This window comes from Plesiocystis pacifica SIR-1 (genome assembly GCF_000170895.1).
GTDB lineage: Bacteria > Myxococcota_A > Polyangia > Nannocystales > Nannocystaceae > Plesiocystis > Plesiocystis pacifica.
The window spans coordinates 93,802-117,412 of sequence record NZ_ABCS01000001.1; the positions used below are offsets into that span (position 1 = coordinate 93,802).

At 70.1% G+C, this 23,611-nt stretch carries 20 protein-coding genes and 1 riboswitch; of the genes, 11 read left to right on the forward strand and 9 right to left on the reverse strand.

Annotation, left to right across the window (positions count from 1 at the left end; all coding sequences use genetic code 11):
- The first annotated feature begins 101 nt into the window (after positions 1 to 101).
- Positions 102 to 1,547: an MATE family efflux transporter gene (locus PPSIR1_RS00335; RefSeq protein WP_006968958.1), complete on the forward strand. Its 1,446-nt coding sequence runs from the start codon at positions 102 to 104 to the stop codon at positions 1,545 to 1,547.
- Positions 1,548 to 1,625: 78 nt separating this feature from the next.
- On the forward strand, positions 1,626 to 2,024 hold the full coding sequence (locus PPSIR1_RS00340; RefSeq protein ID WP_006968959.1) for a hypothetical protein: 399 nt from the start codon (positions 1,626 to 1,628) through the stop codon (positions 2,022 to 2,024).
- Positions 2,025 to 2,035: 11 nt separating this feature from the next.
- Here the strand turns inward: PPSIR1_RS00340 and PPSIR1_RS00345 are convergent, their stop codons facing one another.
- A complete protein-coding gene (locus tag PPSIR1_RS00345) occupies positions 2,036 to 2,824 on the reverse strand; it encodes a hypothetical protein (protein WP_006968960.1) in 789 nt (262 codons plus the stop codon).
- A gap of 410 nt (positions 2,825 to 3,234) precedes the next feature.
- Between PPSIR1_RS00345 and PPSIR1_RS00350 the strand changes: the two genes are divergently transcribed.
- From PPSIR1_RS00350 to PPSIR1_RS00365, 4 genes are all read left to right on the forward strand, one after another.
- Positions 3,235 to 3,657: a hypothetical protein gene (locus tag PPSIR1_RS00350; protein ID WP_006968961.1), complete on the forward strand. Its 423-nt coding sequence runs from the start codon at positions 3,235 to 3,237 to the stop codon at positions 3,655 to 3,657.
- Between the two features lie 173 nt (positions 3,658 to 3,830).
- Entirely contained in the window at positions 3,831 to 4,256 is a 426-nt protein-coding gene (locus PPSIR1_RS00355) for a hypothetical protein (protein WP_045115116.1), read from the forward strand.
- A 159-nt stretch (positions 4,257 to 4,415) separates the two neighbouring features.
- Positions 4,416 to 4,718, forward strand: coding sequence for a hypothetical protein (locus PPSIR1_RS00360; RefSeq protein ID WP_157595059.1), 303 nt, complete (start codon positions 4,416 to 4,418; stop codon positions 4,716 to 4,718).
- A complete protein-coding gene (locus PPSIR1_RS00365; RefSeq protein WP_006968964.1) occupies positions 4,702 to 5,511 on the forward strand; it encodes a class I SAM-dependent methyltransferase in 810 nt (269 codons plus the stop codon). Before PPSIR1_RS00360 ends, PPSIR1_RS00365 begins: the two co-directional genes overlap by 17 nt.
- On the opposite strand, the gene PPSIR1_RS00370 is transcribed toward PPSIR1_RS00365, so the two are convergent.
- Complete coding sequence (locus tag PPSIR1_RS00370; RefSeq protein ID WP_006968965.1) at positions 5,508 to 6,251, reverse strand: hypothetical protein; 744 nt, start codon at positions 6,249 to 6,251, stop codon at positions 5,508 to 5,510. The genes PPSIR1_RS00365 and PPSIR1_RS00370 overlap by 4 nt on opposite strands.
- 148 nt (positions 6,252 to 6,399) lie before the next feature.
- On the opposite strand from PPSIR1_RS00370, the gene PPSIR1_RS00375 reads away from it, so the two are divergent.
- From PPSIR1_RS00375 to PPSIR1_RS00395, 5 genes are all read left to right on the forward strand, one after another.
- Positions 6,400 to 8,061 (forward strand): TldD/PmbA family protein, encoded by a 1,662-nt coding sequence (locus PPSIR1_RS00375; protein WP_006968966.1) that lies wholly within the window; start codon positions 6,400 to 6,402, stop codon positions 8,059 to 8,061.
- On the forward strand, positions 8,061 to 9,389 hold the full coding sequence (locus PPSIR1_RS00380) for a metallopeptidase TldD-related protein (protein WP_006968967.1): 1,329 nt from the start codon (positions 8,061 to 8,063) through the stop codon (positions 9,387 to 9,389). Before PPSIR1_RS00375 ends, PPSIR1_RS00380 begins: the two co-directional genes overlap by 1 nt.
- Complete coding sequence (locus tag PPSIR1_RS00385) at positions 9,389 to 10,054, forward strand: HAD family hydrolase (RefSeq protein WP_006968968.1); 666 nt, start codon at positions 9,389 to 9,391, stop codon at positions 10,052 to 10,054. The genes PPSIR1_RS00380 and PPSIR1_RS00385 overlap by 1 nt, the downstream gene beginning before the upstream one ends.
- Before the next feature lie 7 nt (positions 10,055 to 10,061).
- The gene (locus PPSIR1_RS00390) at positions 10,062 to 10,616 is read left to right on the forward strand and encodes an Mpo1-like protein (protein WP_006968969.1); all 555 of its coding nucleotides are present in this window, start codon (positions 10,062 to 10,064) and stop codon (positions 10,614 to 10,616) included.
- Between the two features lie 84 nt (positions 10,617 to 10,700).
- Positions 10,701 to 12,272 carry a hypothetical protein gene (locus PPSIR1_RS00395; protein ID WP_006968970.1) on the forward strand — a complete coding sequence of 524 codons (1,572 nt, stop codon included), beginning with the start codon at positions 10,701 to 10,703 and terminating at the stop codon, positions 12,270 to 12,272.
- 75 nt (positions 12,273 to 12,347) lie between these two features.
- Here the strand turns inward: PPSIR1_RS00395 and PPSIR1_RS00400 are convergent, their stop codons facing one another.
- The 7 genes from PPSIR1_RS00400 to PPSIR1_RS00430 all read right to left on the reverse strand — a co-directional run bounded on the left by PPSIR1_RS00400 (position 12,348) and on the right by PPSIR1_RS00430 (position 23,596).
- On the reverse strand, positions 12,348 to 12,704 hold the full coding sequence (locus PPSIR1_RS00400) for an acyl-CoA thioesterase (RefSeq protein ID WP_045115145.1): 357 nt from the start codon (positions 12,702 to 12,704) through the stop codon (positions 12,348 to 12,350).
- 80 nt (positions 12,705 to 12,784) lie between these two features.
- Positions 12,785 to 13,855 (reverse strand): ribonucleotide-diphosphate reductase subunit beta, encoded by a 1,071-nt coding sequence (locus tag PPSIR1_RS00405; protein ID WP_006968972.1) that lies wholly within the window; start codon positions 13,853 to 13,855, stop codon positions 12,785 to 12,787.
- Positions 13,852 to 16,230, reverse strand: coding sequence for a ribonucleoside-diphosphate reductase subunit alpha (locus PPSIR1_RS00410; protein WP_006968973.1), 2,379 nt, complete (start codon positions 16,228 to 16,230; stop codon positions 13,852 to 13,854). The genes PPSIR1_RS00405 and PPSIR1_RS00410 overlap by 4 nt, the downstream gene beginning before the upstream one ends.
- A gap of 148 nt (positions 16,231 to 16,378) precedes the next feature.
- Positions 16,379 to 16,589, reverse strand: a riboswitch (cobalamin riboswitch).
- A 150-nt stretch (positions 16,590 to 16,739) separates the two neighbouring features.
- Positions 16,740 to 18,347 carry a patatin-like phospholipase family protein gene (locus tag PPSIR1_RS00415; protein ID WP_006968974.1) on the reverse strand — a complete coding sequence of 536 codons (1,608 nt, stop codon included), beginning with the start codon at positions 18,345 to 18,347 and terminating at the stop codon, positions 16,740 to 16,742.
- A gap of 37 nt (positions 18,348 to 18,384) precedes the next feature.
- Positions 18,385 to 20,151, reverse strand: coding sequence for a hypothetical protein (locus PPSIR1_RS00420; protein WP_006968975.1), 1,767 nt, complete (start codon positions 20,149 to 20,151; stop codon positions 18,385 to 18,387).
- Between the two features lie 18 nt (positions 20,152 to 20,169).
- Complete coding sequence (locus PPSIR1_RS00425) at positions 20,170 to 22,527, reverse strand: PhoX family protein (protein ID WP_006968976.1); 2,358 nt, start codon at positions 22,525 to 22,527, stop codon at positions 20,170 to 20,172.
- Between the two features lie 175 nt (positions 22,528 to 22,702).
- Positions 22,703 to 23,596 (reverse strand): peptidase associated/transthyretin-like domain-containing protein, encoded by an 894-nt coding sequence (locus PPSIR1_RS00430; protein ID WP_157595060.1) that lies wholly within the window; start codon positions 23,594 to 23,596, stop codon positions 22,703 to 22,705.
- Positions 23,597 to 23,611 lie beyond the last annotated feature (15 nt).

The window sequence follows — 23,611 nt, forward strand, 5'->3', positions numbered from 1 at the left end:
ATGCGCGGCTTCCAGACCCCGGTGTGGGGCCTGGAGGCGACAGCAAAGGGCAAGCTCGGGGAGCGTGCAAGTTTGGCCCACGCTGCTAGATTCCGCCTCCAATGAGCGACGGCGACCAGGGTGATTCGGAGTCGAGAAGGTCCACGATCGACGTCAGCCTTCGCGCGCTGCTGACCCTCGCCTGGCCCGTGGTGCTCTCGCGGGCGGCGCTCTCGGTCATCGGCCTGTGCGACGCCTTGATGACCGCGCCGCTGGGTGAGGACGCCCTCGCGGCCGCGACGATCGGCGCGATGAACACCTTGACGGTGATGCTGCTGCCCATGGGCGTGGCGCTCATCGTGCAGAGCTTCGCCTCGCAGCTCCACGGCCAGGGCGACGGCGCGGGCGCCCGGCGCTACGGCTGGTACGGGCTGATCCTCGCTGGCTTGGCGGGTGTGCTCGGTTGGGCCGCGATCCCCCTGGTCGAGCCCGTGCTCGGGCTGATGGCCTACGAGCCCAGCGTGAGCGCGTTGATGGGCGAGTACATCGAGCTGCGCCTGATCGCGGTCGCCACGGTCATCGGCTACGAGGCGATCGGCGCCTGGTACGGCGGGGTGGGCAATACCCGGGTGCAGATGGTCGGGAGCCTGTTGATGATGGTCGTCAACGTGGCCCTCAACTACCTGCTCATCGAGGGCCACCTCGGCGCCCCGGCCCTGGGCGTGCGCGGGGCCGCCATCGCCAGCGTCGTCGCGACCTCGCTGGGCTGCGCGGTGATGGTCGGCTCGTTCTCGTTTGGGCTGTGGACCCCCGACGCAGCCACCGGCGGACGGGGCGAGCCGGGCGAGGGCCTCGGCGGCCTCAGCTGGCAGGAGTTCGGCCGGATGGTCCGCTTTGGCCTGCCCAACGGCATCAACTACCTGCTCGAGTTCGCCGCGTTCATGATCTTCGTCGACTTCATCGTCGCCGACATCGACACGGTCACCGTCGCGGCGCTGATGGTCGTCATCCAGGTCAACTCCGTGTCCTTCATGCCCGCGTTTGGGCTGGCCTCGGCCGGGGCCATCTTGACCGGCCAGGCGATCGGCGCGGACCAGCGCGACGCGGTCCCGGGCGTCTTGCGCCGAACCATGACCGCGACGGCGGTGTGGCAGGTCAGCGTGGGGGTCATCTACGTGCTCGCGCCGGCGACGATCATGGCCGCGTTCGCGGCCCGGGACGGGGAGGGGGCCTCGACCTCCACACCCGAGATCGTCGAGGTCGGCGCGCTCTTGCTGGCCCTGAGCGCGGCCTGGCAGCTCTTCGACGCCGTCGCCATGAGCTTCGCCGAGACCCTGCGCGCCGCTGGAGACACGGCCTGGCCGATGTGGGCGCGCCTGAGCATCGCGTGGTTCGTGTTCTTGCCGGTTGGCTACGCGGGCGTGGTCTGGCTCGATGGCGGGGGCGTGGCCGCGGTGCTGAGCATCGTGCTCTACATCGCCCTGCTGGCGCTGGCGCTAGGCTGGCGCTTTCGCGGGGGCGCGTGGCGAAGCATCGAGATGACCGGTGACGGTCCCCCAGTCCATTGACGGCCCGCTGACGGCCCACTCCCAGTCGGTGGGGTCCGCCCGCTCGCGCGTCGGTCCCGCAGCTGCTAGATCTATCGAGTGGGCGATGCCAAGCGCTTCAGGGGGCTGCGCGAGATCGTGTGGGCCGTCGCCGGCCTGACCATCGTGGCCGCCGTGCTGTGGTCCATCGACTCGCGCAGCTGCGCGACCCTCGACGAAGACCAAGATCAGGTCGGCTCCCGCGACAGCGCCCTGCTCGTCGAGCTCGACGAGCGCTGCAAGCGAGGCGGCGCCTTGCCCCACGAGTGCGTGGCCGTGGGCGTCGAGCAGTGTCGGGCCAAGGTCCGCGTCCGCGAGCGTCGCGGCGACGAGCACGGCGAGGCCCTCGGCACCTTCGAGACCACCCTGGCCATGCGCTACTCGCCCTTGCTCGGGCAGTGGTTCGAGGTCGAGGTCCTCGATCGCAAACAGATCCTCGGCCTGCCCAACCGCGAATGAGCACGGCGGGCTCAGCTCAGCCCGCCGATGAGCTTCGCCCACAGGTCGAGGACCAGGACCACGACCATGGACACGGCGAGGCTCGAGGCCGCGGTCTCGCCCAGGCTCCACGCCCGGTCCTCGTCGAAGCGCGCGAACACGGGCACGCTGACCACGAAGAAGCTGCCGTAGAAGATCGAGCCGACGGCGAGCATGCGGCCGCGGTCGGCGTACTCGAACACGTCGGCGAGGATCGGCACGGCCATGCAGAAGGTCTCGGCGAAGGCCACGGCGTAGGCCAGGATCACGACGACCACGGCGCGCCCGAGCGGGCCCAGGCTCAGGCGCTCGCTCAGGGTGCGCAGGGCCACGACGGCGCCGACGTGATAGGTCATGAAGTAGGCCTGGGTCACGAAGTAGAGGAACAGCGGGACCGGCTCGCCGCGCTCGCCGACGAGCTCGGCCTCGAGGTGCCAGCGCGTCGGGAAGCCGTAGCGCATGCCGGCGACGTCGAAGAAGTAGTGGGTGCACACGTAGCTGCCCACGAACACGAAGATCGCGATCCACAGGTTGTGCCGCACCCAGCTGCGCCGCCACCACGGCTCCTGCGCCTCGTCGGCGCTCGCGGCCATGCCCAGCGCGGGCCACAGCACCAGCGGCGCCGCCAGGGCCACGCCGAAGATCATGTAGACCGGGTCCGACCAGCTTCGGTAGACGCCGGTCAGCATCACCGTGGCCATGGCCGCGATCCAGATCGGGCTGTAAACGAGCGCGAAGCGTTCAAAGGCGGCCCGAGCCGGGCGCTTGGACCACACGATCATGGTGGCGAGGCTACCGGGCCGGCTCGGCCTCGGGTGGGGGCCAGCTCACCGACCGTCATGGCTGCCAGGTTGACGGTTGCGCTGGGGGCGCAAAGCGACGCGCTGCGTTCGAGAAGGAGTGTCGGCGACCCGGTAGATTCACCGGCTGCAGGCCCGGCGACGCGTGAGCACAGGTGCCACCGAGCGGCGTTGGGGCCCTTGGTCGATATCCTACGAGCGCCCGGGACAGACCCCGAGTCGGGGCTCGTCTGACGGGCGTGTTGGGGCAACTACGCGGTAAACAGGGGCGAGGTGGGATGGTCAGTTCCTCGCGCGACTCGAACCCAACATAGCGCATTGTTTGCGAACGTTCGGTCAAGGTGGGTGGATATTTAACTGTACATCTTTGGGCCAATGGGTACATTTGAACCATGGTCGAGGCCCTCCTCCCGTGTAGGTCCATATCGCTCATGCAGCTCCCCGAGCACTTTGGGCGCCGCCAACATGCAGAGCTCTTGCGCGTCATTGACGAGCGCTTCCGTGCCATGGAGCCCTTCGCGGTGGTCATCGATGGCTCGACCCTCGTGAGCGGGGATCCGGGCGTGGAGTACCGAAAGCTGTGGACCCCGCGCCAGCTCCTGTACTTCCAGGCCTTCCTCAAGGGGGTGGCCTTCGTGCTCGGTACACACGGGGACAGGGGCCGCATCGAGGTCTTGTCTCGGCTGCTCCCGGTGGATCTCGCGCCCTATACCTTTGCGTCGACCCACGTGGACGCGCTCGCGTGGTGCACCTCGAAGTTGAATGTGGGGTACGACGTCGGCCGGTTCGATACGATACCTGTGGACCTGAATTAGTCGAGAGGGCGGAGTTGTCGATTGTGCGGCTGGCCGGATTTTGATTGCCAGGAATGTAAATGCGCATTTGAATCACGTCCGTTCGAAAGGGGCGATTGAGGCCGCGTTAATTTGTTGCCCCGCGGGGTTGTCGCGTTAGGCTGGTTTGGTCGGTTGAAGAGGAGAGCCTGTAAGTGGAAGCAGCCGTGCAGTTTGACGCGTGCGCCCACGCGCGCCGCGAGATCTCGAGGTGGTACGACGTGTTTTACGGGTGGTCGCGAGGCCTCGTAGAGCCCGATGACAGGGTCATCAGACAAATTTGGGAGGCGCTGACCCCCGACTTCAGGGTGGTGCTGACAGACGGACGCATGCTGGACAGGGACGAATACTGGACCCGGCTGTCGGGCCTTTATGGTGACCGCGCGGGGAGCCCAAAGTCCGAGGTTGTGAATTTGGTGCTGCGCCCGCTGTCTCGCCGCGACGTGCTGGCGACATTTGATCTGATTAAACCTGGAGTGTCACAAAAAAAGTTCGATACCGCGATTCTCCGATCCGTGCCTGGCCAGCGGTATGGCATGATGTGGGCCTACGTCCATGAAAGCGCGCATGAGCAAATGTAGCGCTTTGCGCTTCAGGGAAGTGCCGCTTTAATCTATCCTCGCATGGTGGTCACCGTTGAACATCATGTGGGTCGGCTGGTCGGAATTCGGCAGACGGGCAAAGTCACCGTCGCGGAGCTGCAGTCGAGTTTTCCTGAGTTTCAAACCATCGCGGGGCGCGTGAACGGCCGGATGGTGCTCGCTACGGACTGGCGAGGGATGCGGCTGCTCGATCGAGAGACGACCGAGTTCCTGCTTCAGATCATGCGCAGCGACGAAGGGGTGGAGGCCCAGGTGGTCCTCATCGACGAGTCGGCGCTCATGGGTCTGCAGATCCGCCGCCTGTTCCGCGACGGCGGCGGGGAGCACCGCGCGGTGTTCGACGACCCCGAGCTCGCGGAGCGCTTTTTGATGCCCTACCTCGATCCGATGGAGCGGGTCGCGCTGCGCAATTTCATCACCAGCTATGAGGAAGCCGCCTGACAACTACATGATGCTCCGCGACGCGGTCGGGGAGCGTCGCCTGCGGCTGGTCGATCGGGCCTACGGCGGGGCGAGCCGACGAGTCTTGCGCCGCATCGGCCTCGACGAGGGCCAGCGCGTGGTCGAGCTCGGCTGCGGCGCGGGGCACATGACCTGCTGGTTGGCCGACCAGGTCGGAGCGTCGGGTCGGGTCGTCGCGGTCGACATCAGCCGCGAGCAGCTCGAGCACGCGCGGCGGCGCTGCGCAGAGCGCCCCTGGGTCGACCTCGTCGCCGCCGACGCGCGGGACACGGGCCTGGCCCAGGGGAGCTTCGACGTGGCCTTTGTCCGCTTGTTGCTCATGCACCTGCCCGAGCCCGAGCGCGCCCTCGAGCACTGCTTCGAGCTGCTGCGGCCAGGAGGCGTGCTGTTGTGCGAGGAGCTCGTGGTCTCGAGCTCCTTTTGTTATCCAGCGCAGGAGGCTCAGGGCGATCTGCACCGCATGGCGAGCGCGATGGCGGCGGCGCGGGGCTGCGACTTCGACGTGGGCCGGCGGCTGCACGAGCTCCTCCCGGCGGTCGGCTTCGCCGAGGTGCAGGCGGGCGCGCACCAGCCCACGGCGTCCACGGGGGAGAGCAAGCACATCGAGAGCCTGAGCTTCTCCGAGACGCTCCGGCTGATCTCGGATCCGAGCGAGGCGGAGCGAGCCCGGGCGATCTGCTCGGCGTTGACCACCGCGGCCAACGACTCGCAGGTCGTCTACGGCCAGTCGCGGATGGTCCAAGCCTGGGGCCGGCGCCCCGCCTCCAACTAGCTGAGCGCGTCCGAGATCGCCGCCTCGAGGGCGGAGAGATCGAGGGGCGCGATGGCGCTGAACTTCACCTGCTTGCGCCGGTCCGCGAACATGATCGTCCGGCTCTGCGACACGCGGTAGTGGTCCTCGAAGGTGCCGCGGACCTTGCCGTCGTTGGGCGCGGGGACGACGACGGGCATGCGCACGCCGAGCTCCTCGCGCATGGCCTTGGCCTGAGCCATGAGCGCCTCGCGGTCGGCGTGGGGGGTGATCAGCCCCTCGCCCTCGGCCGACTCGGCGAGCACGGCGAAGGCCCGGATCTTGTCCGAGCCGAACTTGTCGACGACGGCCTCGAGGGCGACGATGTCCTTGCGGAACTCGGGGTCGTCGACGGTCCCGACGGCCATGATCACGGGGAAGGGGCCGTACTCGCAGATCTGGCAGTAGCGCTTGCCGGAGCTGGCGTTGATGATGTCGAAGGGCAGGAGGCGCTGGCCGACGTCGAGGCCGCTGGCGACGCTGCGGGCCTCGGGCTCGGCCGCCGCGGGGCCGGCGTGGCTGTGTCCGTCGCCCGCCTTCGCGGCCACCTTCGCGCCGGTGTCCGCGGGCTCGGGGCCGAGCTTGGCCTCGCCTTCGGCCTGCTCGGATGCGGCCGCGGCGCTCGACATCGGCGCCTCGCCCTCGTCGCAGGCCAGGGGCCCGAGGAGCATGGCGGCGATCAGCAGGGTCGAGCGGCGGCGATCGGTGGTCGGGGAGGACATGGGAGCCGGAGGCAATATAGCGGGTCGTTCGCGGAGAACGCCCCGATGATACGCGACTCCTCGACCGCGGGTTTCAAGGCTCGGCCCGGGTTTTTGGCGCGCGTACGGGGGGAGGTGTGGACTTCGCTGAACGGGTATCATCCCGGCGATGTCGACCTCTCGTCGCAACTTTCTGCGCGCCGCGAGCGTGGCGGCAGGGGCGGGCGCCCTGTCTGCCTCCAGCCCGCGCCAGGCCTGGGCCGACCCGGCGGGCAGCCGCGAGCCCGCGCCGGTCAAGCCGCCGCCCAGCGGGGACGTCGGCCTGCTCGCGGGCAGCCCTCTCCTCGACGCCGAGGCCCTGGCGACGGCGGCGATCGACGCGGCCCTGAAGGCGGGCGCCAGCTACGCCGACGCGCGCCTGGTCTCGTGGCGGCGGGAGAGCCTGAGCGTCCGCGACGAGCACATCCGCAACGTCCGGCGGACCAGCGAGTTCGGCCTCGGGCTGCGGGTCATCGCCGACGGGGCCTGGGGTTTTGCGGCGACTCACCGTGTCGCCCCGGCCTCGAAGACGGCGGTCGAGACCATGCAGGCCCTGGCCAAGCAGGCCGTGGGCGCGGCGAAGATCAACGCGGCCCTGCGCGCGCAGCCGGTGGAGCTCGCTCCGATGTCGCCCCTGGTCGGCCAGTGGGTGGCGCCCCACGGCGTCGACCCCTTCACCGTCTCGCCCAAGGACAAGGCCGACGTGCTGATCGCCGCGACCAAGGCGGCGCTGGCCGTGCCCGGGGTGCTGCACGCGACCGCGGGAGTCCAGGCTCAGCGCGAGGAAAAGTTGTTCCTCAGCTCCGAGGGCGCGCGCATCCATCAGCTGATGTTCCGGATCTTGCCGAGCCTGTCGGCGATGGCCGTCAGCCGTCGCCTCGGGCGCTTCGCCAGCCGCAACCACGAGATCGCGCCGATGCTCGCGGGCTGGGAGCACGTCACCGACGCCAAGCTCGACCTCGACGCCCCGCAGATCGGCGAGGACGCGGTCCGCAAGCTCCACGCCGAGGCCGTCGAGCCCGGGGAGCAGACCGTCATCCTCGCGCCCAGCAACCTGTGGCTGACGATCCACGAGAGCATCGGCCACCCCACGGAGCTCGATCGGGCCCTGGGCCTCGAGGCCAACTACGCCGGGACGAGCTTCATGGATCCGGCCAAGACCGGCAGCCTCGAGCTCGGCGGCGAGCCCATCGACTTCATCGCCGATCGCACGCAGCCCGGCGGCCTGGCGACCTGCGCCTGGGACGACGACGGCGCGGCCACGGAGCGCTGGGACCTGGTCAAGGATGGCAAGCTCGTCGACTGGCAGACGACCCGGGACCAGGCCCACTGGATCCGCGACAAAACCGGCGACAAGGACGGCCACGCCTGCAGCTACGGCGACTCCTACGCCAGCGTGGCCTTCCAGCGCATGCCCAACATCTCGCTGATGCCGGGCAAGGAGGGCTACACCACCGAGGACCTGATCAACGCCACCGAGGACGGCATCCTGATCAGCGGTCGGGGCAGCTGGTCCATCGACCACCAGCGCTACAACTTCCAGTTCTCCGGGCAGCAGTTTTGGAAGATCGAGAAGGGCCGCCTGGCCAGGCCCCTGCGCGACGTCGCCTACCAGGCCAACACCGTCGACTTTTGGAAGTCCTGCGACATGCTCGGCGGCGAGGGCAGCTTCCGCCTGGGCGGGAGCTTTGGCGACGGCAAGGGCGAGCCCGGGCAGCGCAACGCGGTCAGCCATGGCTGCCCGCCGGCCCGCTTCCGCGTCAACGTGGTCAACACCGGAGAGAACTCGTAATGGCGACCCTGACCAAAAAACGCGCCAAGGCCATCGCCGACACCCTGCTCGGGGCGGCCATGGCCCCCGAGGTGGTGGTCCGCGTGCGCGACCGCGTCGAGGGCAACACCCGCTTCGCCAACGGCCAGCCGACCACTCAGGGCGACGTCGAGCGCCTCGAGATCTCGGTCACCGCGTCCATCCAGGGGCGCTCGGCCACGGTCACGAGCAACCGCGACGACAAAGACTCGCTGACGGCGCTGATGGCCGAGGCCGAGGAGCTCGCGGTGCTCAGCCCGGAGAACCCCGAGCACGTGCCCCCCGTGGGCGAGGCCCGGACCCTGAGCGTCGACGGCCACGACAAGGCCACGGCCAAGCTCGGCGCCAAGCAGCGCCTGACCCGGGTCGCCGACGCCGTCAAGGTGGCCAAGGACGCCGGGGTCGAGGCGGCGGGCTTTTTCCAGCACCACGAGGAGAGCTACGCCGTGGCCACGAGCGCGGGGGGCTTCCAGTTTTGGCAGGGCACCGAGGCCTCGCTCTCGGTCACCTGCCGGACCGAGGACGGCTCGGGCAGCGGGCGCGGCTCGGGGGTCTCGCACCTCGCCAAGGCCGTCGAGGGCGGGCCGATCGCGGCCGTCGCCGCGGAGAAGGCCGACCTGTCCCAGAGCCCCAAGGCCATCGACACCGGCCGGCAGCTGGTCATCCTCGAGGCCCAGGCCGTCGCCGATCTGCTCAGCTTCTTCGTCGGCTCGTTGGACGCGCGCGCGGCCGACGAGGGCCGGAGCTTCTTCGCCCGCAAGGACGGGGGCAACCGCATCGGCGAGGAGCTGTTCCACACCAGCGTCAACCTGCGCTCGAACCCCGCCGACCCCGACCACCCCTCGCGGCCCTTCGCCAGCGACGGGCAGGCCCACAAGGTGACGCAGTGGGTGAGCGACGGCGTGCTGCGCGAGCTGACCCGCTCGCGCTACTGGGCGCAGCAGCAAAAGGCCCAGCCCGTGAGCGCGCCGGGTTCGCTGTTCATGGACGGGGCCGACGTCGAGCTCCTCGACCTGGTCCGCGCCGTCGACCGGGCCGTGCTGGTCACGCGCTTTTGGTACAACCGCATGCTCGAGCCCCGCTCGATCCTGGTCACGGGCCTGACACGGGACGGAACCTTCTTGGTCGAGCAGGGCAAGATCACCACGGCGGTCAAGAACTTCCGCTACAACGACAGCCCCGTGACGATGTTGAGCAACGTCCTCGCCCTCGGCCGACCCCAGCGGGTGATGAGCCGCGGGATGGTCATGGTCGTCCCGCCCATGGTGGTGCGCGACTTCAACTTCTCGAGTCTGTCCGACGCCGTGTGATGGCCGCGCCCTCGCTTTCCTTCCCCTTCCTCGAGTCCTTCAGCTGCGCGATCTTCGACTGCGACGGGGTCCTGCTCGACTCCAACGCCGTCAAGGTCGAGGCCTTCGAGCGGACCCTCGTCGACGAGGACCCCGACCTGGTCGCGGCCTTCATCGACGAGCACCGACGCACCGGCGGGGTCTCGCGCTACGCCAAGCTGCGCCGCTTCTACACCGAGCTGGCGACGGTCGCCGAGCCCGAGCTGGCCATCGAGTCCGCCCTGCGCCGCTTCTCTGCCGCTTGCCGCGAGGGCCTGCGCGCGTGCCAGCCCGTGGCCGGGGCGCGGGAGCTGATCGCCGCCCTGGTCGCGCGCCGGGTGCCGCTGCACGTCGTCAGCGGCGGCGACCAGGACGAGGTCCGCGAGGCCCTCGAGCACCACGGCCTGGCGGAGCGCTTCGCCGGGATCCACGGCAGCCCCACGCCCAAGCGCGAGCACCTCGAGCGCCTGCGTGCGGACGGCGACCTGCTGCCCGGCGGCGTGTACCTTGGAGACGCGCGCCTGGACATGGAGCTGGCCGAGGCCTTCGGGCTCAGCTTCATCTTCGTCGCGGGCGTGAGCGACTGGCCCGAGGGGCGCGAGGTCGCGCGGGCGCGCGGCCACCGGGTCGTCGAGGACCTTCGCTAAACCCATCATGGCCGACTCGGACGCGCAGCCAGACCGCAGCTTGCTCGCCCAGCTCGCGCGCTACGGCAGCCACCACGGGCACCCGCTGAACCGGGCCATCCACCTGCTCGTCGATCCGCTGACCGTGGGGTTGAGCTTCGCCGTGCTCGATCTGCTGCCGGTGCGCGTGCTCGGGCTGGGGGTCGGGACGCTGGCCTACCTGGGCCTGGCCGTCCACGTGTCGCGCTTGCACGTGTTGGGCGGCGCGCTGACCTGCGCGTGGATCGGGGCGGCGAGCTGGGCCTTTGCGAGCCTGGCCGCGAGCGCGGGCGGGCTGCGGGTGTGCCTGGGCGTGGGGCTGTGTTTTTTTGCGCTCCAGCAGCTCGTCGGCCACCAGCTCGTCGAGCGTCGGGCTCCGAGCTACCTGGTCACCCACGCCGGGTTGTCGCGGCTCGAGAGCCTGTGGGAGAGCGCGGCGACGGGGTCGCTGTACTGGCCGATGCAGGTGTTGTTCGCCCTGGGCTTCGAGGCTCGGCTGGCCGCGCAGCTGCGCGCGGCCGAGGCCCGGCTGCGCGAGGCCTGAAGCCGTGACAATTTCGGGTTCGGCGGACATGGACTGGGTATGAGCGAAGAACCAGTACGCCGCGCGCTCGGGAATCCTGTCGTCGTGGGCGCCGTGTTCGCCGCCTTCGGCCTGGGCTGCACGCCGGACTCGATAGACCCCGTCCCCGGGGCGGAGGTGGGCTCGGACGAGGTCGGCGAGTCTTCCACGGACGGGGACAATGAGAGCTCTTCGAGCGAGGAGTCGGAGACGGAGACGGGGACGGAGACGGAGACGGAGTCGGAGTCGGAGTCGGAGTCGGAGACAGAGTCAGAGTCGGAGTCAGAGTCCGAGGGCACGACGGGGTGGGAAGACGAAGCGGGCGAGCCCTTCGAGGTCCCCGATCCCGAGCCGAACCCTGGCCAAGGATGCGTCATCGAGCCCGGCAGTCACGAAGACACCTGCGCCGGCGCGGACTGCCCGATCACCCTCGACCTGATCGTGAGTTGCGAAGACGATCACTACCTCTCCAGCGCGGTCCTCGGCCTGGGCAAGCACGCCATACACCTCGACATGCGCGTCAATCCATTCAAGCGGCGCTCCATTCGGGTCGCCGATGGGCAAGCCGAGTTCGTGCCCGCCTTCCCCGCGGTCATGGCGATGTCGAGCCAGGCCCCCGACGGCACGATCGTGCGGGGGCTCCCGGACAACGCCTACCTGCGTGAGACCGCGGAGGGGTGGGACGAGTTCGAGGTCCCGACCTTCACGGAGTCCTTCGCGCCCGAGTACGGCTTTCACCCCATCGTGGACTCGGCCGGCGGGCTCCACGGCCACTTCGGCGAGTTCTGGGGGGATCGAATCGAGGTCAAATTTGCGTCTCGGCGAGGCCCGGATTCATGGTCGGTCGAGAGCGCGGCCACGCTCGGTGGAGACTCGAGCATGCACTACATCGGCGTCGACGGGTGGGACCGGCTCTACACCATCATCGGTGGTGGAGACGACCCGGACATCTCCGCGGCCATCTACCTGAAGTTCCTCACGGGCTTTCACGGGAACATCGGTGACACCGCTGGCCTGTCGCGTGGGCGCGTCGCCGACCCCGCCAGGCCCTCCGACGGCGCGAGCCCACCGATCGTGGGCCTTCGCCGAGGGCAAGAGCAGCTCACCGTGCTCTCGATGAGCGAGGTGGAGGACTGGGTGGAGCTGCCCGTGGCTGGGGCCTTCACCATCTCCAATACCGAGGCCGCCCACCGCTACTGCGCGACGATGAAGCCCAGTCGAGGCGAGCAGTGCCCGCCTTGCCAGGTCACCCCAGCGGGGATCGAGCGGTGGGCCTACGACCTCGTGCGCACCCCGGGAGGGCAGCTGTGGGCCACCTGGGTCGAGATCGTGGGGAGCATCGAGGCCGAGTATACGCTCGACGGGGAGAGCTGCACCGGGACCATCACCAACGCCGAGGCCGTCGGCTCCCTCGAGCTTCGCCGCCTCGAGGTCGACGGCTCGACGCTTCCAGCGTTGACCCTGCCCCTGCCTGGCCTCGAGCTGCGCAATGGCAAGAGCCGGCACATGGCGGCGACGGCCTACGGCGATCGCGTCGCGGTGCTCGTCCCCATCGCCCAGCGCGACGCCGAGCCCACGCCCTTCAACTCGAGCCTCAGCGTGCGCTTGCTGGTCTTCGATACCTCGAAGATCGACTGAAGCGCGCTGGCCATGGCCGCTCGAGCGCCGGCCGAGACGCGAACATGCGAGCCGAGGTCAGAAGCTCGATCAGTCCTACACGTTGCCCTCGGCGAGGGCCGGCACGCGCGTCGGCTTGCCGTGGGCGTCGAGGGCCACGAGCACGAAGTCCCCGCGGGTCGCCAGGTGGCGATCGCCGCTGAGCAGGTCCTCGGCCCACAGCTCCACGCGCACGCGGATGGAGCTGCGCCCGACCTCGACCACGGTCGCGTCGAGCTCGACGAGCTGGCCCTGGGACACGGGCGCCCAAAAGTCGGTCTTCTCGCTCGAGGCCGTGACGACGGTCCGCCGGCAGTAGCGCGAGGCGACCACGAAGGCGGCCTTGTCCATGAGCGCGAGGGCCTGGCCGCCGAACAGGGTGCCGTAGTGGTTGGTCTGCTCGGGGAACACCATCTCGATCAGCGAGACGTGGGTGCAGACGCCGGCGGGGACGTGCTGGGTGGTGGGCTTGGTCGGCGCGGTGGTCATGGGCCTCAAAAGTCTGCGTCGAGATCGATGGTGCCGCTGACGCCGTGCTGGTAGGCCGAGACCCGGCGCTCGAAGAAGTTGGCGAGCTCGGGGATGTCCTGGAGCTCCATGAAGCTCAGCGGGTTGGTCGAGCCGTAGCGCGTCGCCATGCCCAGGCGCTGGAGGCGCTGGTCGGCGCAGTACTCGAGGTAGGCGCGCAGGTCGGCCACGGTCAGCCCGGCGACGCCGAGGCCGAGCAGGTCCTCGGCGAAGGCGACCTCGCAGGCGACGGCCTCTTCGATCATCTCGACCACGGCGGCCTCGAGCTCGGCGTCGAACAGCTCGGGCTCTTGATCGCGGACGACGTCGATGACCGAGAAGGCGAAGGCCATGTGCGCGCTCTCGTCCCGGAACACCCAGTTGGTCCCCGCGGCCAGGCCGTGCAGCAGCCCGCGCGAGCGCAGGAAGTAGACGTAGGCGAAGGCGCCGTAGAAGAACAGGCCCTCGGTGCAGGCCGCGAAGCAGATCAGGTTGAGCAGGAACTGGCGGCGATGGGCCGGCCCGTCGAGGCGCGGGATCGCGGCCACGGTGTCCTGCCACCGCAGGCAAAACTCGGCCTTGCGGCGGATCGAGGGGATGGTCTCGACGGCGGCGAAGGCCGCGTGGCGCTGGTCGGGGTCGGGCACGTAGGTGTCGAGCAAGGTCAGGTAGAACTGGACGTGCAGGGCCTCCTCGTAGAGCTGCCGCGACAGGTACATGCGCGCCTCGGGGGCGTTGAGGTGGCGGTAGAGCGAGAGCACGAGGTTGTTGGCGACGATCGAGTCGCCGGTCGCAAAGAAGGCGACGAGGCGCTGGATCAGGTGGCGCTCGGCGGGCCCCATGCGCTCGGCCAGGTCGCGCAGGTCCGTGGAGAAGTCGACCTCCTCGACGGTCCAGGTGTTGCGGATGGCCTGGCGGTACTGGGCGTAGAAGTCCGGGTAGGCCATGGGCCGCAAGGTCAGGCAGGTGCCCGGGTCCAGCAGCCGCGGCGGCCGGGCGATGACGTCGGCGGTCGAGGGCAGGGGAGGGGCGGGGGCGGGAGCGGGAGCGGCGGTCATTGGCAGGCCTCGCAGGCTTCGGGGTTCTCGAGGGAGCAGGCCAGGGCCTCGGCGCTGCGCTGCTTGGGTTTGGCGTTGGCGGGGTCGACGGTCGCCTTGGCGATGCCCGAGGCCGGCCGCGAGCGCAGGTAGTAGGTGGTCTTGAGCCCGGCCTTCCACGCGTAGAAGTACATCGCCGACAGCCGCGTGAGGTCGGGGCTCTCGACGAAGAGGTTGAGGGACTGGCTCTGGTCGATGAAGGGCCCGCGCGCGGCGGCCATGTCGATGAGCGCGCGCATGGGCAGCTCCCAGGCAGTGCGGAAGCGTCGACGCAGGGCCTCGGGGACGCGCGCGATGCCCTGGACCGAGCCGTTGTCGCGCTTGAGGGCCGCGCGCATCGCCTCGTCCCACAGCCCCAGGCGGCGCAGCTCGTCGATGAGGTAGCGGTTGACCTGGATGAACTCGCCGGACAGGGTCTCGCGCTTGACCAGGTTGCTGACCGCGGGCTCGATGCACTCGTAGCACCCGGCGATGGACGCGATGGTGGCCGTGGGCGCGACCGCGACGAGCAGGGAGTTGCGCAGGCCGTGGCTGGCGACGTCGCGGCGTAGCGTGTCCCAGGGCAGGTCCTCGCCGGGCTCGACGCCCCACAGATCAAACTGCAGCTGGCCGTCCGCGGCGCGGGTCTCGGGGAAGGCGGGGTGCGGGCCGTGCTGGCGCGCGAGATCGCAGGAGGTCCGCAGGGCGTGGAAGTAGACGTGCTCGGCCACGCGGCGGGCGAGCTCGCGGGCGGCCGGGCTGTCGAAGTCGAGGCCCAGGCGCAGCAGCAGATCGTGCAGGCCCATGGTGCCCAGGCCCACGGGGCGCCAGCGGGCGTTGGACTTGGCGGCCGTCTCGAGCGGGTAGAAGTTGAGGTCGATGACCCGGTCGAGGGCGCGCACGGCCAGGGTCACGCTGCGCCCGAGCTTGGCCCAGTCGACCTCCCAGTCGGCTTGGGTCCCGCCGCCGTCGATGGGGCGCAGGTGGTGGCCGAGGTTGATCGAGCCGAGGTTGCACACCGCGGTCTCCTCCGGGCTGGTGACCTCGACGATCTCCGTGCACAGGTTCGACAGGTGCACCGTCCGCCCGGGCCGCGCGGTCTGGTTGCAGGTCGAGTTGCAGCGGTCCTTGAAGCACATCCAGCCGTTGCCGGTCTGGGCCAGGGTCCGCATCATCCGGGCGTAGAGCTCGCGCGCGGGCAGGGTGGCGACGGCCAGGCCCGCGCGCTCGGCCTCGACGTAGGCCCGGGTGAAGGCCTCGCCGTAGAGGTCGGGGAAGTGGCGCACGGTCTTGGGGTCGAACAGGCTCCAGCCCTCGTCGGCGGCGACGCGGCGCATGAACTCGTCGGGGATCCAGTTGGCGAGGTTGAGGTTGTGGGCGCGCGCGTACTCGTTGCCGGTGTTGTCGCGCAGCTCGAGGAACTCGGGCAGGTCCGCGTGCCAGGTCTCGAGGTAGACGCAGCAGGCCCCCTTGCGCCGCCCGCCCTGGTTGACCGCCGCGACCGAGGCGTCGAGGGTCTTGAGCCAGGGCACGATGCCGTTGGAGTGGCCGTTGGTGTCGCCGATCAGCGAGCCCCGGGAGCGGACCCGGTGGTAGGCCAGGCCGATGCCGCCGGAGAACTTGGACAGCTTGGCGACGTCGGTGTAGCGCTCGTAGATGTCGACGAGGTGGTCCGCGGGCGAGTCGAGCAAAAAGCAGCTCGACAGCTGCTCGCGGTGGGTGCCGGCGTTGAACAGGGTCGGGGAGCTGGGCAGGTAGTCCAGGCGCGAGAACAGGCCGTAGAGGGCCACGGCCTCGTCGGGGTCGACGGCCAGGGCCGCGGCGACGCGCATGAAGAAGTGCTGCGGGGTCTCGAGCACGCGCCGGGTCTTGGGGTGGCGCATGAGGTAGCGGTCGAAGACCGTGCGCAGCCCGAAGTACTCGAAGCGGCGGTCGCCCTCGCGGTCGAGCGCGGCCTCGAGCGTGGCCGCGTGGGCTCGGGCGAAGTTCAGCGCGCGGGCGTTGCCCAGGCCCAGGCGGTGCAGGGTCTCGACGCTGTTGAGGAAGGAGGTCACGCCCTGGCTGGCGGCCTCGCGGGCGATGGCGCCGGCGAGGATCCGCGCGGCCAGCTTGCTGTAGTCGGGCTCCTCGACGATCCAGCCCACGGCCGTGCGCGCGAGCAGCTCGTCGAGGGTCTCCCGGTCGGCGTCTGCGGGGGCGCGCTCGCGGGTCTGGGCGAACAGGCGCTCGAGCTCGACGCCGTCGAGGCCCGCGGTCCAGCCTTCGGCGCGGGCGTCGGCTTGGACCTCGGCCCACAGCGGGGAGGGTTCGGGGGAGCTCGAGGCGGGGGTGAGGGGGATGGTGGCGGTCACGGTCATGGTGCGCGGACGGGGGCTGCGGCTGCGAGGGAGGAGCAGCGCGGATCCGTCACCAGCCGCGACGCGCCTGCGACACGGACCGTCGTCTAGACGAGGCCGACACCCTCGACCTCCCCCGAGGTCTCCGGTAGATCCACCGCCGGTTGTCTCCCGGCGCCGGGCGAAGGCAGGTATTCGGACTTGCGAGCGCTGGACCTCGACGTCGGTCCAACCTACTGGCCACGGCTTCCCAGGACGGGCGTCCCAGTGCCTCTGATGTGGCGGTCGTTCTCGCTTACCGCTGCGGGGCAGCTCCGGATTCTCACCGGATTCCCTCTCGGGCCCGACCGGGGTCGAGCACCTTCGCGGGCACAACATATGGTGGTCGCGGCGAGGCTGTCAACTACATGTTGTGTGTCGGCGGCGCTCGAGTGCCACCGAGGCACCGGCATCTAATGTCGACGCAGACCGACGCCTATTCTAGCCGTCGTGGACGACGCCACGCCCTCCCTGCCCCCACGTCCACGACTTCAGTCCTCGAACATCGCGTCGAGCACCGCACGCTGGCGCATGGTCACCCACGAGCTGTGGTGGGCGAGCAGCGAAACGTCCCGCGCCGGCAGGCCGGTGCGCGCCGTGGTGATGTTGGGAAATTTCGGAGGCAGGGCCGCGCGCACGGCCGGCTGCAGCTTGGCCTCCCACTGCGGCGTCTCGCTCTGGATGATCCACAGGACCTCGACCTGCCGCCCGCCGCGGACGGCGAAGCGCTGGTTGTCGACGAGCTCGAGGCGCTGGTGCACGGCCGTGGGCGCGCCGTCCTTGACCCGCTTGGACATGGCGCGCAGCAGCTGGTGGAACTCGCCCTTGGCGTCGGAGAAGACCTGGTTGTCGGCGTAGTCGTGGACGCCCTCGCCCGGGACGCGCTCGCCTCGGCTGTCGAAGAAGGGCGGGTAGCCGCGGCCGGCCTCGAAGGTCTGGCGCCCGAACAAGGCCGCGACCTGGCGATCGAGGACCACGCCGCCGTCGTCGCGCACGGTCACGCCGATGGGCCCGTTGACCACGGCGATGACCTTGTCGATGTCTTCGTACGCGAACAGGTTGGCGACGCCGGTGTTCTCGAGGGAGCCGGCGTCGACGAAGCGCGCGGCGGTGCCGGCGGGGCGCTTCCAGCTGGGCGAAAAATAGATCAGCTGGGGGGACAGGGCCTCGATGGAGCGCTCCATCAGCGAGTCGGCGTGGGCGGCCGAGCTGATGCCGGCGATGTCGCTGAGGCCCAGGGGGTTGACCTGGAGGACCTCGATGGTCTCGCCCTCGCCCAGGACCCACTCCCCGCCGAAGGCGTGGCTGGAGATGCCGCCGCCGCCCACGGGGCGGCCCGAGAGGCTGCCGGCGCCGCGGCCCATGACGCCCGAGAACAGCGGGGTGAACTGGACCGGGGCGAGGGACTTGTCGCCGCGTTCGTCGTCGACGCACATCGCCCCGTTGACGATCAGGAAGGCGCGGCGGGTCTCGGGGTCGCGGCGGACGGCGTGGAAGCGCTGGGGGAGCTTGGGGTTCTCGGCGGCGATGCGCTCGCCCATGGCCGCGTCGGCGGCGAAGAACTCGGCGGGCAGGTGCTCGTCGGTGAAGCTGGCGAGGTCGAAGTGGGCGAGCAGGTCTTCGCCGACTTGCCGGGTCCACAGGCGGTGCGGGGGCACGCCGGACAGGCGGTCGCTGACGGCGTCGCCGAGGATGTGGGCCAGGTCCATGGCGGCCTTGGTCAGGGGCGCGCCGAAGTTGCCGGCGTCGAGGTCGAGGAGCTGCTCGGGCCCCGGCCCGGAGCACAGGCGCAGCGCGCTGGGATCGTCGACGAGGCCGCCCAGGAAGGTGTCGAGGGCGAAGCGCTCGGGCAGGTAGGTGTAGGCGACGGCGAACCAGCTGCCGCCGGACACCGAGGAGATGGCGCGCAGCGAGCCGAGGTGGCCCATGGCCGACAGCGCCCGGCACACGCCCATGCACGCGCTCGCGGACCGGGACCCGCCGCCGGACAGGGCGAGGCCGACGTTGCCCCGGCGCGGCGCGAGGCCGGTGAAGCGGGCGACGGACAGGCCCGGCTCGGTGGGGACGACGCGGGCCTTGACCGTATAGGAGCGGGGCACGGAGTTACTCTACCAGGGAGCGGGCTCCGGATTGGGGCTAGGGGGCGGTCGCGGGCGCGTCGTCGTTCTCGTCGTTGGGCTCGGCGCTCCAGTCCAGGCGCAGGGTCCCGTCGGCGTAGAGCTTGCCCGTCTCCGACAGCCCCGTGGACGCGTCGGTGATGCGCTCGTGGACCGTGGCCACGGGGGCGAGCACGGGGTCCCGGCCGGCGGCGAAGCTCTGCTCGCGGACGATGAGCCAGTAGGCCTTGGCCAGGGCCAGGGCGCGCTCGCGCGAGGGCATGAGCATGTCGGACAGGTCCTCGCTCGCGGCCGCGACCGCGGCCTCGTCGACGCGCCCGTCCTCGGTGAAAAAGCGCGCCCGCATCTCGGTGTTGGCCCGGAACTCGTCGCCCGCGCCCACGCGCTCGAGGTACTCGGCGACCTCGCCTTGCGCGTGGCCGGCCTGGGGCACGTCGGGCATGCCGGCGAGGCTCTGGTAGCGCCAGCCCGCGGCGCCGGGGCGCTTGCGGGCGAAGGCGAAGGTCTGGTCCGCGGTCACGCCGACGTTCGAGTGGCAGCCCATGCAGTGGTAGTGCTCCTCGAGGGTCTGGGCCCGCAGCCGGCCCTGCTCGTCCTCGATGAAGCCCTGCAGCTGCCAGCCAAAGTCGTTGCGCAGCCCGACCAGGGGCGAGCCGGCGTAGACGGGCAGCATGCCCTCGTCCTTGTCCTCGGCCTCGGCCTCGTAGGCCGCGAGGATCGCCCACTTGTCGAGCTCCTTGGCCTTGACGCTGTAGCGCAGCTCCTTCATGCGCGCGCTCATGCCGGGCTCGGCGTCCCCATCACGAGGGTCGTCTCCCGGGTCGACGTAGCGGACCGAGTGCAGGAACTCGACGCCCTCGGGGTAGAGGCCCCGGCGGACGGGGTGCTTGGCCGCGCCGCCGACGTAGCGCTCGGGCAGGCCGACGATCTCGGTCACGCTGGCTTCGAGGGCGCCGTCGCCGTCGAGGTCGACGCCCGCGAGGGTCTCGTCGACGGGCTCGACGGTCCAGCGCAGCGCGGCGTCGTCCACCTTCAGGTCCGTCGCGATGGTGGCCTCGAGGATGGCCAGGTTGAGCTTGTAGATGGCCCGCGACTCGTTCCCGTCGGGGCCCTGGCGAAAGCGCTCGGGCAAGCGGATGAGCACGTCGTCGGTGCTGCCGTTGGTCGGCCAAAAGGCCCCGGGGAAGGGCTTGTAGGTGAAGGCCCGCCAGTGGCTGCCGTCGCGGGCGAAGCCCTCGTCGTCGAAGCCCGCGGCGAAGTCGAGGTCGGGGCGGTAGCCGGGGTACTCGTCCTCGCTCAGGGCGCTCAGGTGCTCGCGCAGGGCGGGGTAGTTGTCCTCGCGCACGTAGGCGAGGACCGCCTCGTCGGGGATCGCGGCCATGGCCTCGCGGCGGTCCACGAACAGGTTCGACCAGTGGTTGGTCTCGCCGACCTTGGAGAACTGGTAGGAGCCCTGCAGGTCCCAGTCGGCCATCACGTTGGGGTAGCGGCTGGGCACGTGGCAGACCCAGCATGGGTTGTGGCGGCCCTCGGACTTCGTGTAGCACTGCGGCGGCACGGAGGCCTCGCGGTTGACGACCGAGTCGAGGTCGCGGTTGTCCCGAGCCAGGGCCAGGGGGTCGTAGGGGGTGCTCGCGGACGCGCCCGTGTCCGCAGGCGCGGACGCGCCGCCCTCGGTCGAAGGCGACGCGTCGTCGGGTTGTCGACACGCGGCGAGGCCGAGCGCGCCCGAGAGCGTGAAGGTGATCAGGCTCAGGGAGAGCGCGAGATCTCGTCGCATGGTCATGGTCGTCGTCCTCGTCGCTCAGTTCGGCCAGGTCGAGGCTTCGCCCTCGCCGGGGTGCTGCACGTTGAAGAACAAGGTGCGCGAGTCGCTGCTCAGCGCGGGGCCGGTGGCCTCGGAGTCGCTGGGCCCGGCGGCGACCCGGAAGGGCAGGCCGAAGGTGTTCTCGTGGTTGATGTCGAGGTCGAGGTAGTAGAGGGCGTCGGCGTGGCCGTTGGTGCCGTAGTTGCCGTCGGTCCCGAACCACACCCCGCCGTCGGCGTCGATGAACAGGTTGTCGGGGTTGGCCGCGTCGTAGACGTCGGCGCCCTCGGTGCCCGCCCAGGCGGTCCAGAAGGTGAACTGCATGGCCGTGGCCGGGTCGCCGTCCTCGTCCATCACGACCACCGAGCCGGTCGAGTCCTCGCGCACGGGCGAGTCCATCTCCTGGGTCTCGGGGTCGTAGAGCACGCCGTCCTCGTCGAGCGCGACGCGGCGGCCGTGCTTGGTGAAGGCGACGTAGAGGAAGCCGAAGGTCGGGTTGAACTCGATGTCCTCGGGGCGGTTGAGCTCCATGACGCCGACCTTGTTGGCCGCGGTCCACAGCGCGCGGCGGACCGTGTTGTCGTCGGGGAAGCCGGCGAGGTTGTTCCAGCTCTGATCGACGAGGGCCTCACCGACGGTGGTGCCGTCCCCGAGCGCGGCGGCGTTGGGGGCCACGTCGGTGCTGGTCGTGCTCAGCTCGATCCACCAGCCGTTGGCCTGGGTGAAGGGCCCGGGGTACTCGCCGTTGACGGTCTGGCCGGTGTCGTTGTCGAGGTCGGCGAAGTGGGCGACGTAGACCGTGCCCTCGGCGAGTAGATCGCGGGTCTGCGCCTTGGTCATGCCCGCGGTCCACAGCTGGCTGGTCACGAACTTGTAGATGCGACCGCCGCGGCGATCGTTGGCGGCGTAGATGACGATGGGCTGGCCGTCGACGAGCTGCCAGTCGGGGCCGACGGCGAAGGTCGCGTTCTCCCAGCGGGCGCGGCCGAAGGCGCCGAGCTTTTGGTGGCCGTCGCCGGGGGTGGTCTTGCCGTAGTACTCGTCGGGCGCCATGCCCGGGTCGATCTCGGTCAGGAAGCCGTAGAAGTCGCGGTTGTGGCGGTGGTTCTCGTCGGGGTGCGCGCTGAACCGGCCGTCGTCGTTGGGCTCGACGCTGAGCATGATGTCCGCCCCGGCGTCGCAGCCCGAGCCGACCACGAGCTGCTGCTGGCTGGTCCAGCACGGCTCGACGTCGCCGTAGTAGGACTGCACGTTCTCCTCGGCGGTGATGACCGTGCCCCAGGGCGTCTGGGCGCCGGAGCAGTCGCCCATGATGCCGGGCACCACGCCCGCGGGCAGCTCCGTGCCCTGGTCGTCGTGGGCCGTGGCCGAGAGCTCGAGGCCGGTGACCCGGACCTGGGTGGCGCTGGTCGAGTCGTAGCGGAGGTTGTTGGCGTTCTTGTTGACGACCCACTCGCCGGTGCGCGGGTCCTGGAGGACGCGGAACCACGAGCCGCCGAGCTGGCGCTTGTGCTCGGTGATGACCTCGGCGAGCTCGTCGTCGGTCCAGGTCTCGGCCGCGGGGTTGTCGATGCGGCCGTACCAGTGCAGGTAGGTGGTCAGCAGCGAGTACTGGCTGGTCGGGCCGGTCATGGCCGTGGGCTGGTCGCCAGAGATGTACTCGTGGTTGGTCCAGATCCACCCGGAGTTGCCGTTGCCGGAGAACTGCGGGGCGCCGGCCCAGCCGTCGCCGAAGTAGGCGATGTAGTCGTTGTTGGCGCCGTAGCGCGGGGCGTCGAAGGAGTTGTCGTTGGTCAGCGGGTCGAACCACTTGGTGACCAGCGAGTGGCGGAGGCCCTGGGCGACGCGGACGGTGTCCGTGCTCTCGGCGGGCAGGGGGAACACGACGTCGTCGGGGAGGCTGTCGTCGTTGATCAGCTCGACGAGGCCCTTGACGTAGTCGGGGATGTTCGGCCCCTCGACCTCGGGCTCGAGGGTGACGGCGACCATGCCCGAGACCGGGCGGAGGGTCGCGGGGTCGACCGGCTCGACCGGCTCGCCGGTTTCCCCGCTTTCCTCGGTGTCGGTGGTGTCGGTGTCGGTCGAGGACTCGGTGTCGGTCGAGGTGTCGGTGTCGGTCGAGGTGTCGGTCTCGGTCTCGGTCGTGCCGGTCGTGCCGGTCTCGGTCTCGGACTCGGACTCGGTCTCGGAGCCGGCCGTCTCGGTCGCGCCGACCTCGTCGTCGGCTTCGGTGGTGTCGTCGTTGCAACCGCTGGCCAGCAGGGCGAGAGCGGTCAGCGAGGGAAGGGTGAGTCGGATCAGCGGATGGCGGGTCATGATGAGCTCGCGGAGGGAGAGCGCGCGAATGCTCGTCATGGCGCGTGTCGGTGCTGTGCCCGTGGCGCGAACAATGACCAACGCGATGGTTACGCCTGGCGGCGGGTTCCCCTGCGTTTTGCGCAGCGCGGACAGTGCGGACGCGAGACGGCCCGGGTCCATCGCTGGACGCCGGGCCGTGGTCAATCGACGTGCGCAGCGCGCTACTGTTCGCTCAGGGCGCGGGCGGACAGTCGATGTCGACGACCGTCACGAAGCGCTCGAAGGTCGGGAAGCTCGGGTGCAGCACGGTGCACTCGCGCGTGGGGTGGGTGACGTCGACGGTGTAGGTGTCGAAGTCGGCCGGGTCGAGGTTGAAGGCGACCCAGAGGGGGAGCAGCGAGGACTCGGTGTCGGTGCTGCCGAGCACGGGGTTGTCGTCGGCGTTGACCCCGAAGTACTGGTCGTCGGGCAGGGGCGGGTCGAAGGTGACCGTGGCCGGCCCCTCCATCAGCGCGACGGGCTGGATGATGCGCACGATGACGATGGCCTTGGTCTCGTCCTTCATCACGTCGGGGTTTTGCATCTGGGCCAGGTTCAGCTGGATGTCGATGAGCGCGTCGCTGATCTGCCCGAGCTGGATGTCGGCGGTCTCCTCGGCGGGGATCCAGGCCGGGCGCACGCCGCCCCAGTAGTCGGGCTCGTTGCCGTCGATGAGGAAGAAGACCTCGGTGTCCGGCGGCATCGCGTCGATGGCGTAGTTGCCGTCCTCGTCGCTCATCGCCTCGAAGCCGGGCATGTCGAGGACCGCGATGTTGGCGTTGGGGATGCCCTGGAGGGTCACGAAGTCCGTGACCTCGCCGCTGACGTCGACCTCGGTCACGCCGGTGTCGGTCTCCTCGGTGGTGTCCTCGGTGGTCTCGGTCTCGCCGCTGCTGTCGCCCGACTCGGTCTCGGTCTCCGTGTCGGCGTCGGTCTCGGTCTCGGTCTCGTCGGAGACCTCGTCACCGCCAGCGTCGGTCACCGTGTCGTCGGCGCAAGCGGTCGCGCCGGCTGCCAGGACGAGGCCGAGGGCGAGGGCCAGCGACGAATTGCACGGCTTGGGGGGGAGCAATTTAAGAGCCATCATGGCTCCACCCTACCA

What these genes read in the sequence shown, in the direction of transcription:
- PPSIR1_RS00335 (WP_006968958.1), top strand. Translation starts at nt 102, where the DNA reads ATGAGCGACGGCGACCAGGGTGATTCGGAGTCGAGAAGGTCCACGATC.
- PPSIR1_RS00345 (WP_006968960.1), bottom strand. Translation starts at nt 2,824, where the DNA reads ATGATCGTGTGGTCCAAGCGCCCGGCTCGGGCCGCCTTTGAACGCTTC.
- PPSIR1_RS00350 (WP_006968961.1), top strand. Translation starts at nt 3,235, where the DNA reads ATGGTCGAGGCCCTCCTCCCGTGTAGGTCCATATCGCTCATGCAGCTC.
- PPSIR1_RS00365 (WP_006968964.1), top strand. Translation starts at nt 4,702, where the DNA reads ATGAGGAAGCCGCCTGACAACTACATGATGCTCCGCGACGCGGTCGGG.
- PPSIR1_RS00370 (WP_006968965.1), bottom strand. Translation starts at nt 6,251, where the DNA reads ATGTCCTCCCCGACCACCGATCGCCGCCGCTCGACCCTGCTGATCGCC.
- PPSIR1_RS00375 (WP_006968966.1), top strand. Translation starts at nt 6,400, where the DNA reads ATGTCGACCTCTCGTCGCAACTTTCTGCGCGCCGCGAGCGTGGCGGCA.
- PPSIR1_RS00380 (WP_006968967.1), top strand. Translation starts at nt 8,061, where the DNA reads ATGGCGACCCTGACCAAAAAACGCGCCAAGGCCATCGCCGACACCCTG.
- PPSIR1_RS00385 (WP_006968968.1), top strand. Translation starts at nt 9,389, where the DNA reads ATGGCCGCGCCCTCGCTTTCCTTCCCCTTCCTCGAGTCCTTCAGCTGC.
- PPSIR1_RS00390 (WP_006968969.1), top strand. Translation starts at nt 10,062, where the DNA reads ATGGCCGACTCGGACGCGCAGCCAGACCGCAGCTTGCTCGCCCAGCTC.
- PPSIR1_RS00400 (WP_045115145.1), bottom strand. Translation starts at nt 12,704, where the DNA reads ATGGTGTTCCCCGAGCAGACCAACCACTACGGCACCCTGTTCGGCGGC.
- PPSIR1_RS00405 (WP_006968972.1), bottom strand. Translation starts at nt 13,855, where the DNA reads ATGACCGCCGCTCCCGCTCCCGCCCCCGCCCCTCCCCTGCCCTCGACC.
- PPSIR1_RS00410 (WP_006968973.1), bottom strand. Translation starts at nt 16,230, where the DNA reads ATGACCGTGACCGCCACCATCCCCCTCACCCCCGCCTCGAGCTCCCCC.
- PPSIR1_RS00420 (WP_006968975.1), bottom strand. Translation starts at nt 20,151, where the DNA reads ATGACCATGCGACGAGATCTCGCGCTCTCCCTGAGCCTGATCACCTTC.
- PPSIR1_RS00425 (WP_006968976.1), bottom strand. Translation starts at nt 22,527, where the DNA reads ATGACGAGCATTCGCGCGCTCTCCCTCCGCGAGCTCATCATGACCCGC.
- PPSIR1_RS00430 (WP_157595060.1), bottom strand. Translation starts at nt 23,596, where the DNA reads ATGATGGCTCTTAAATTGCTCCCCCCCAAGCCGTGCAATTCGTCGCTG.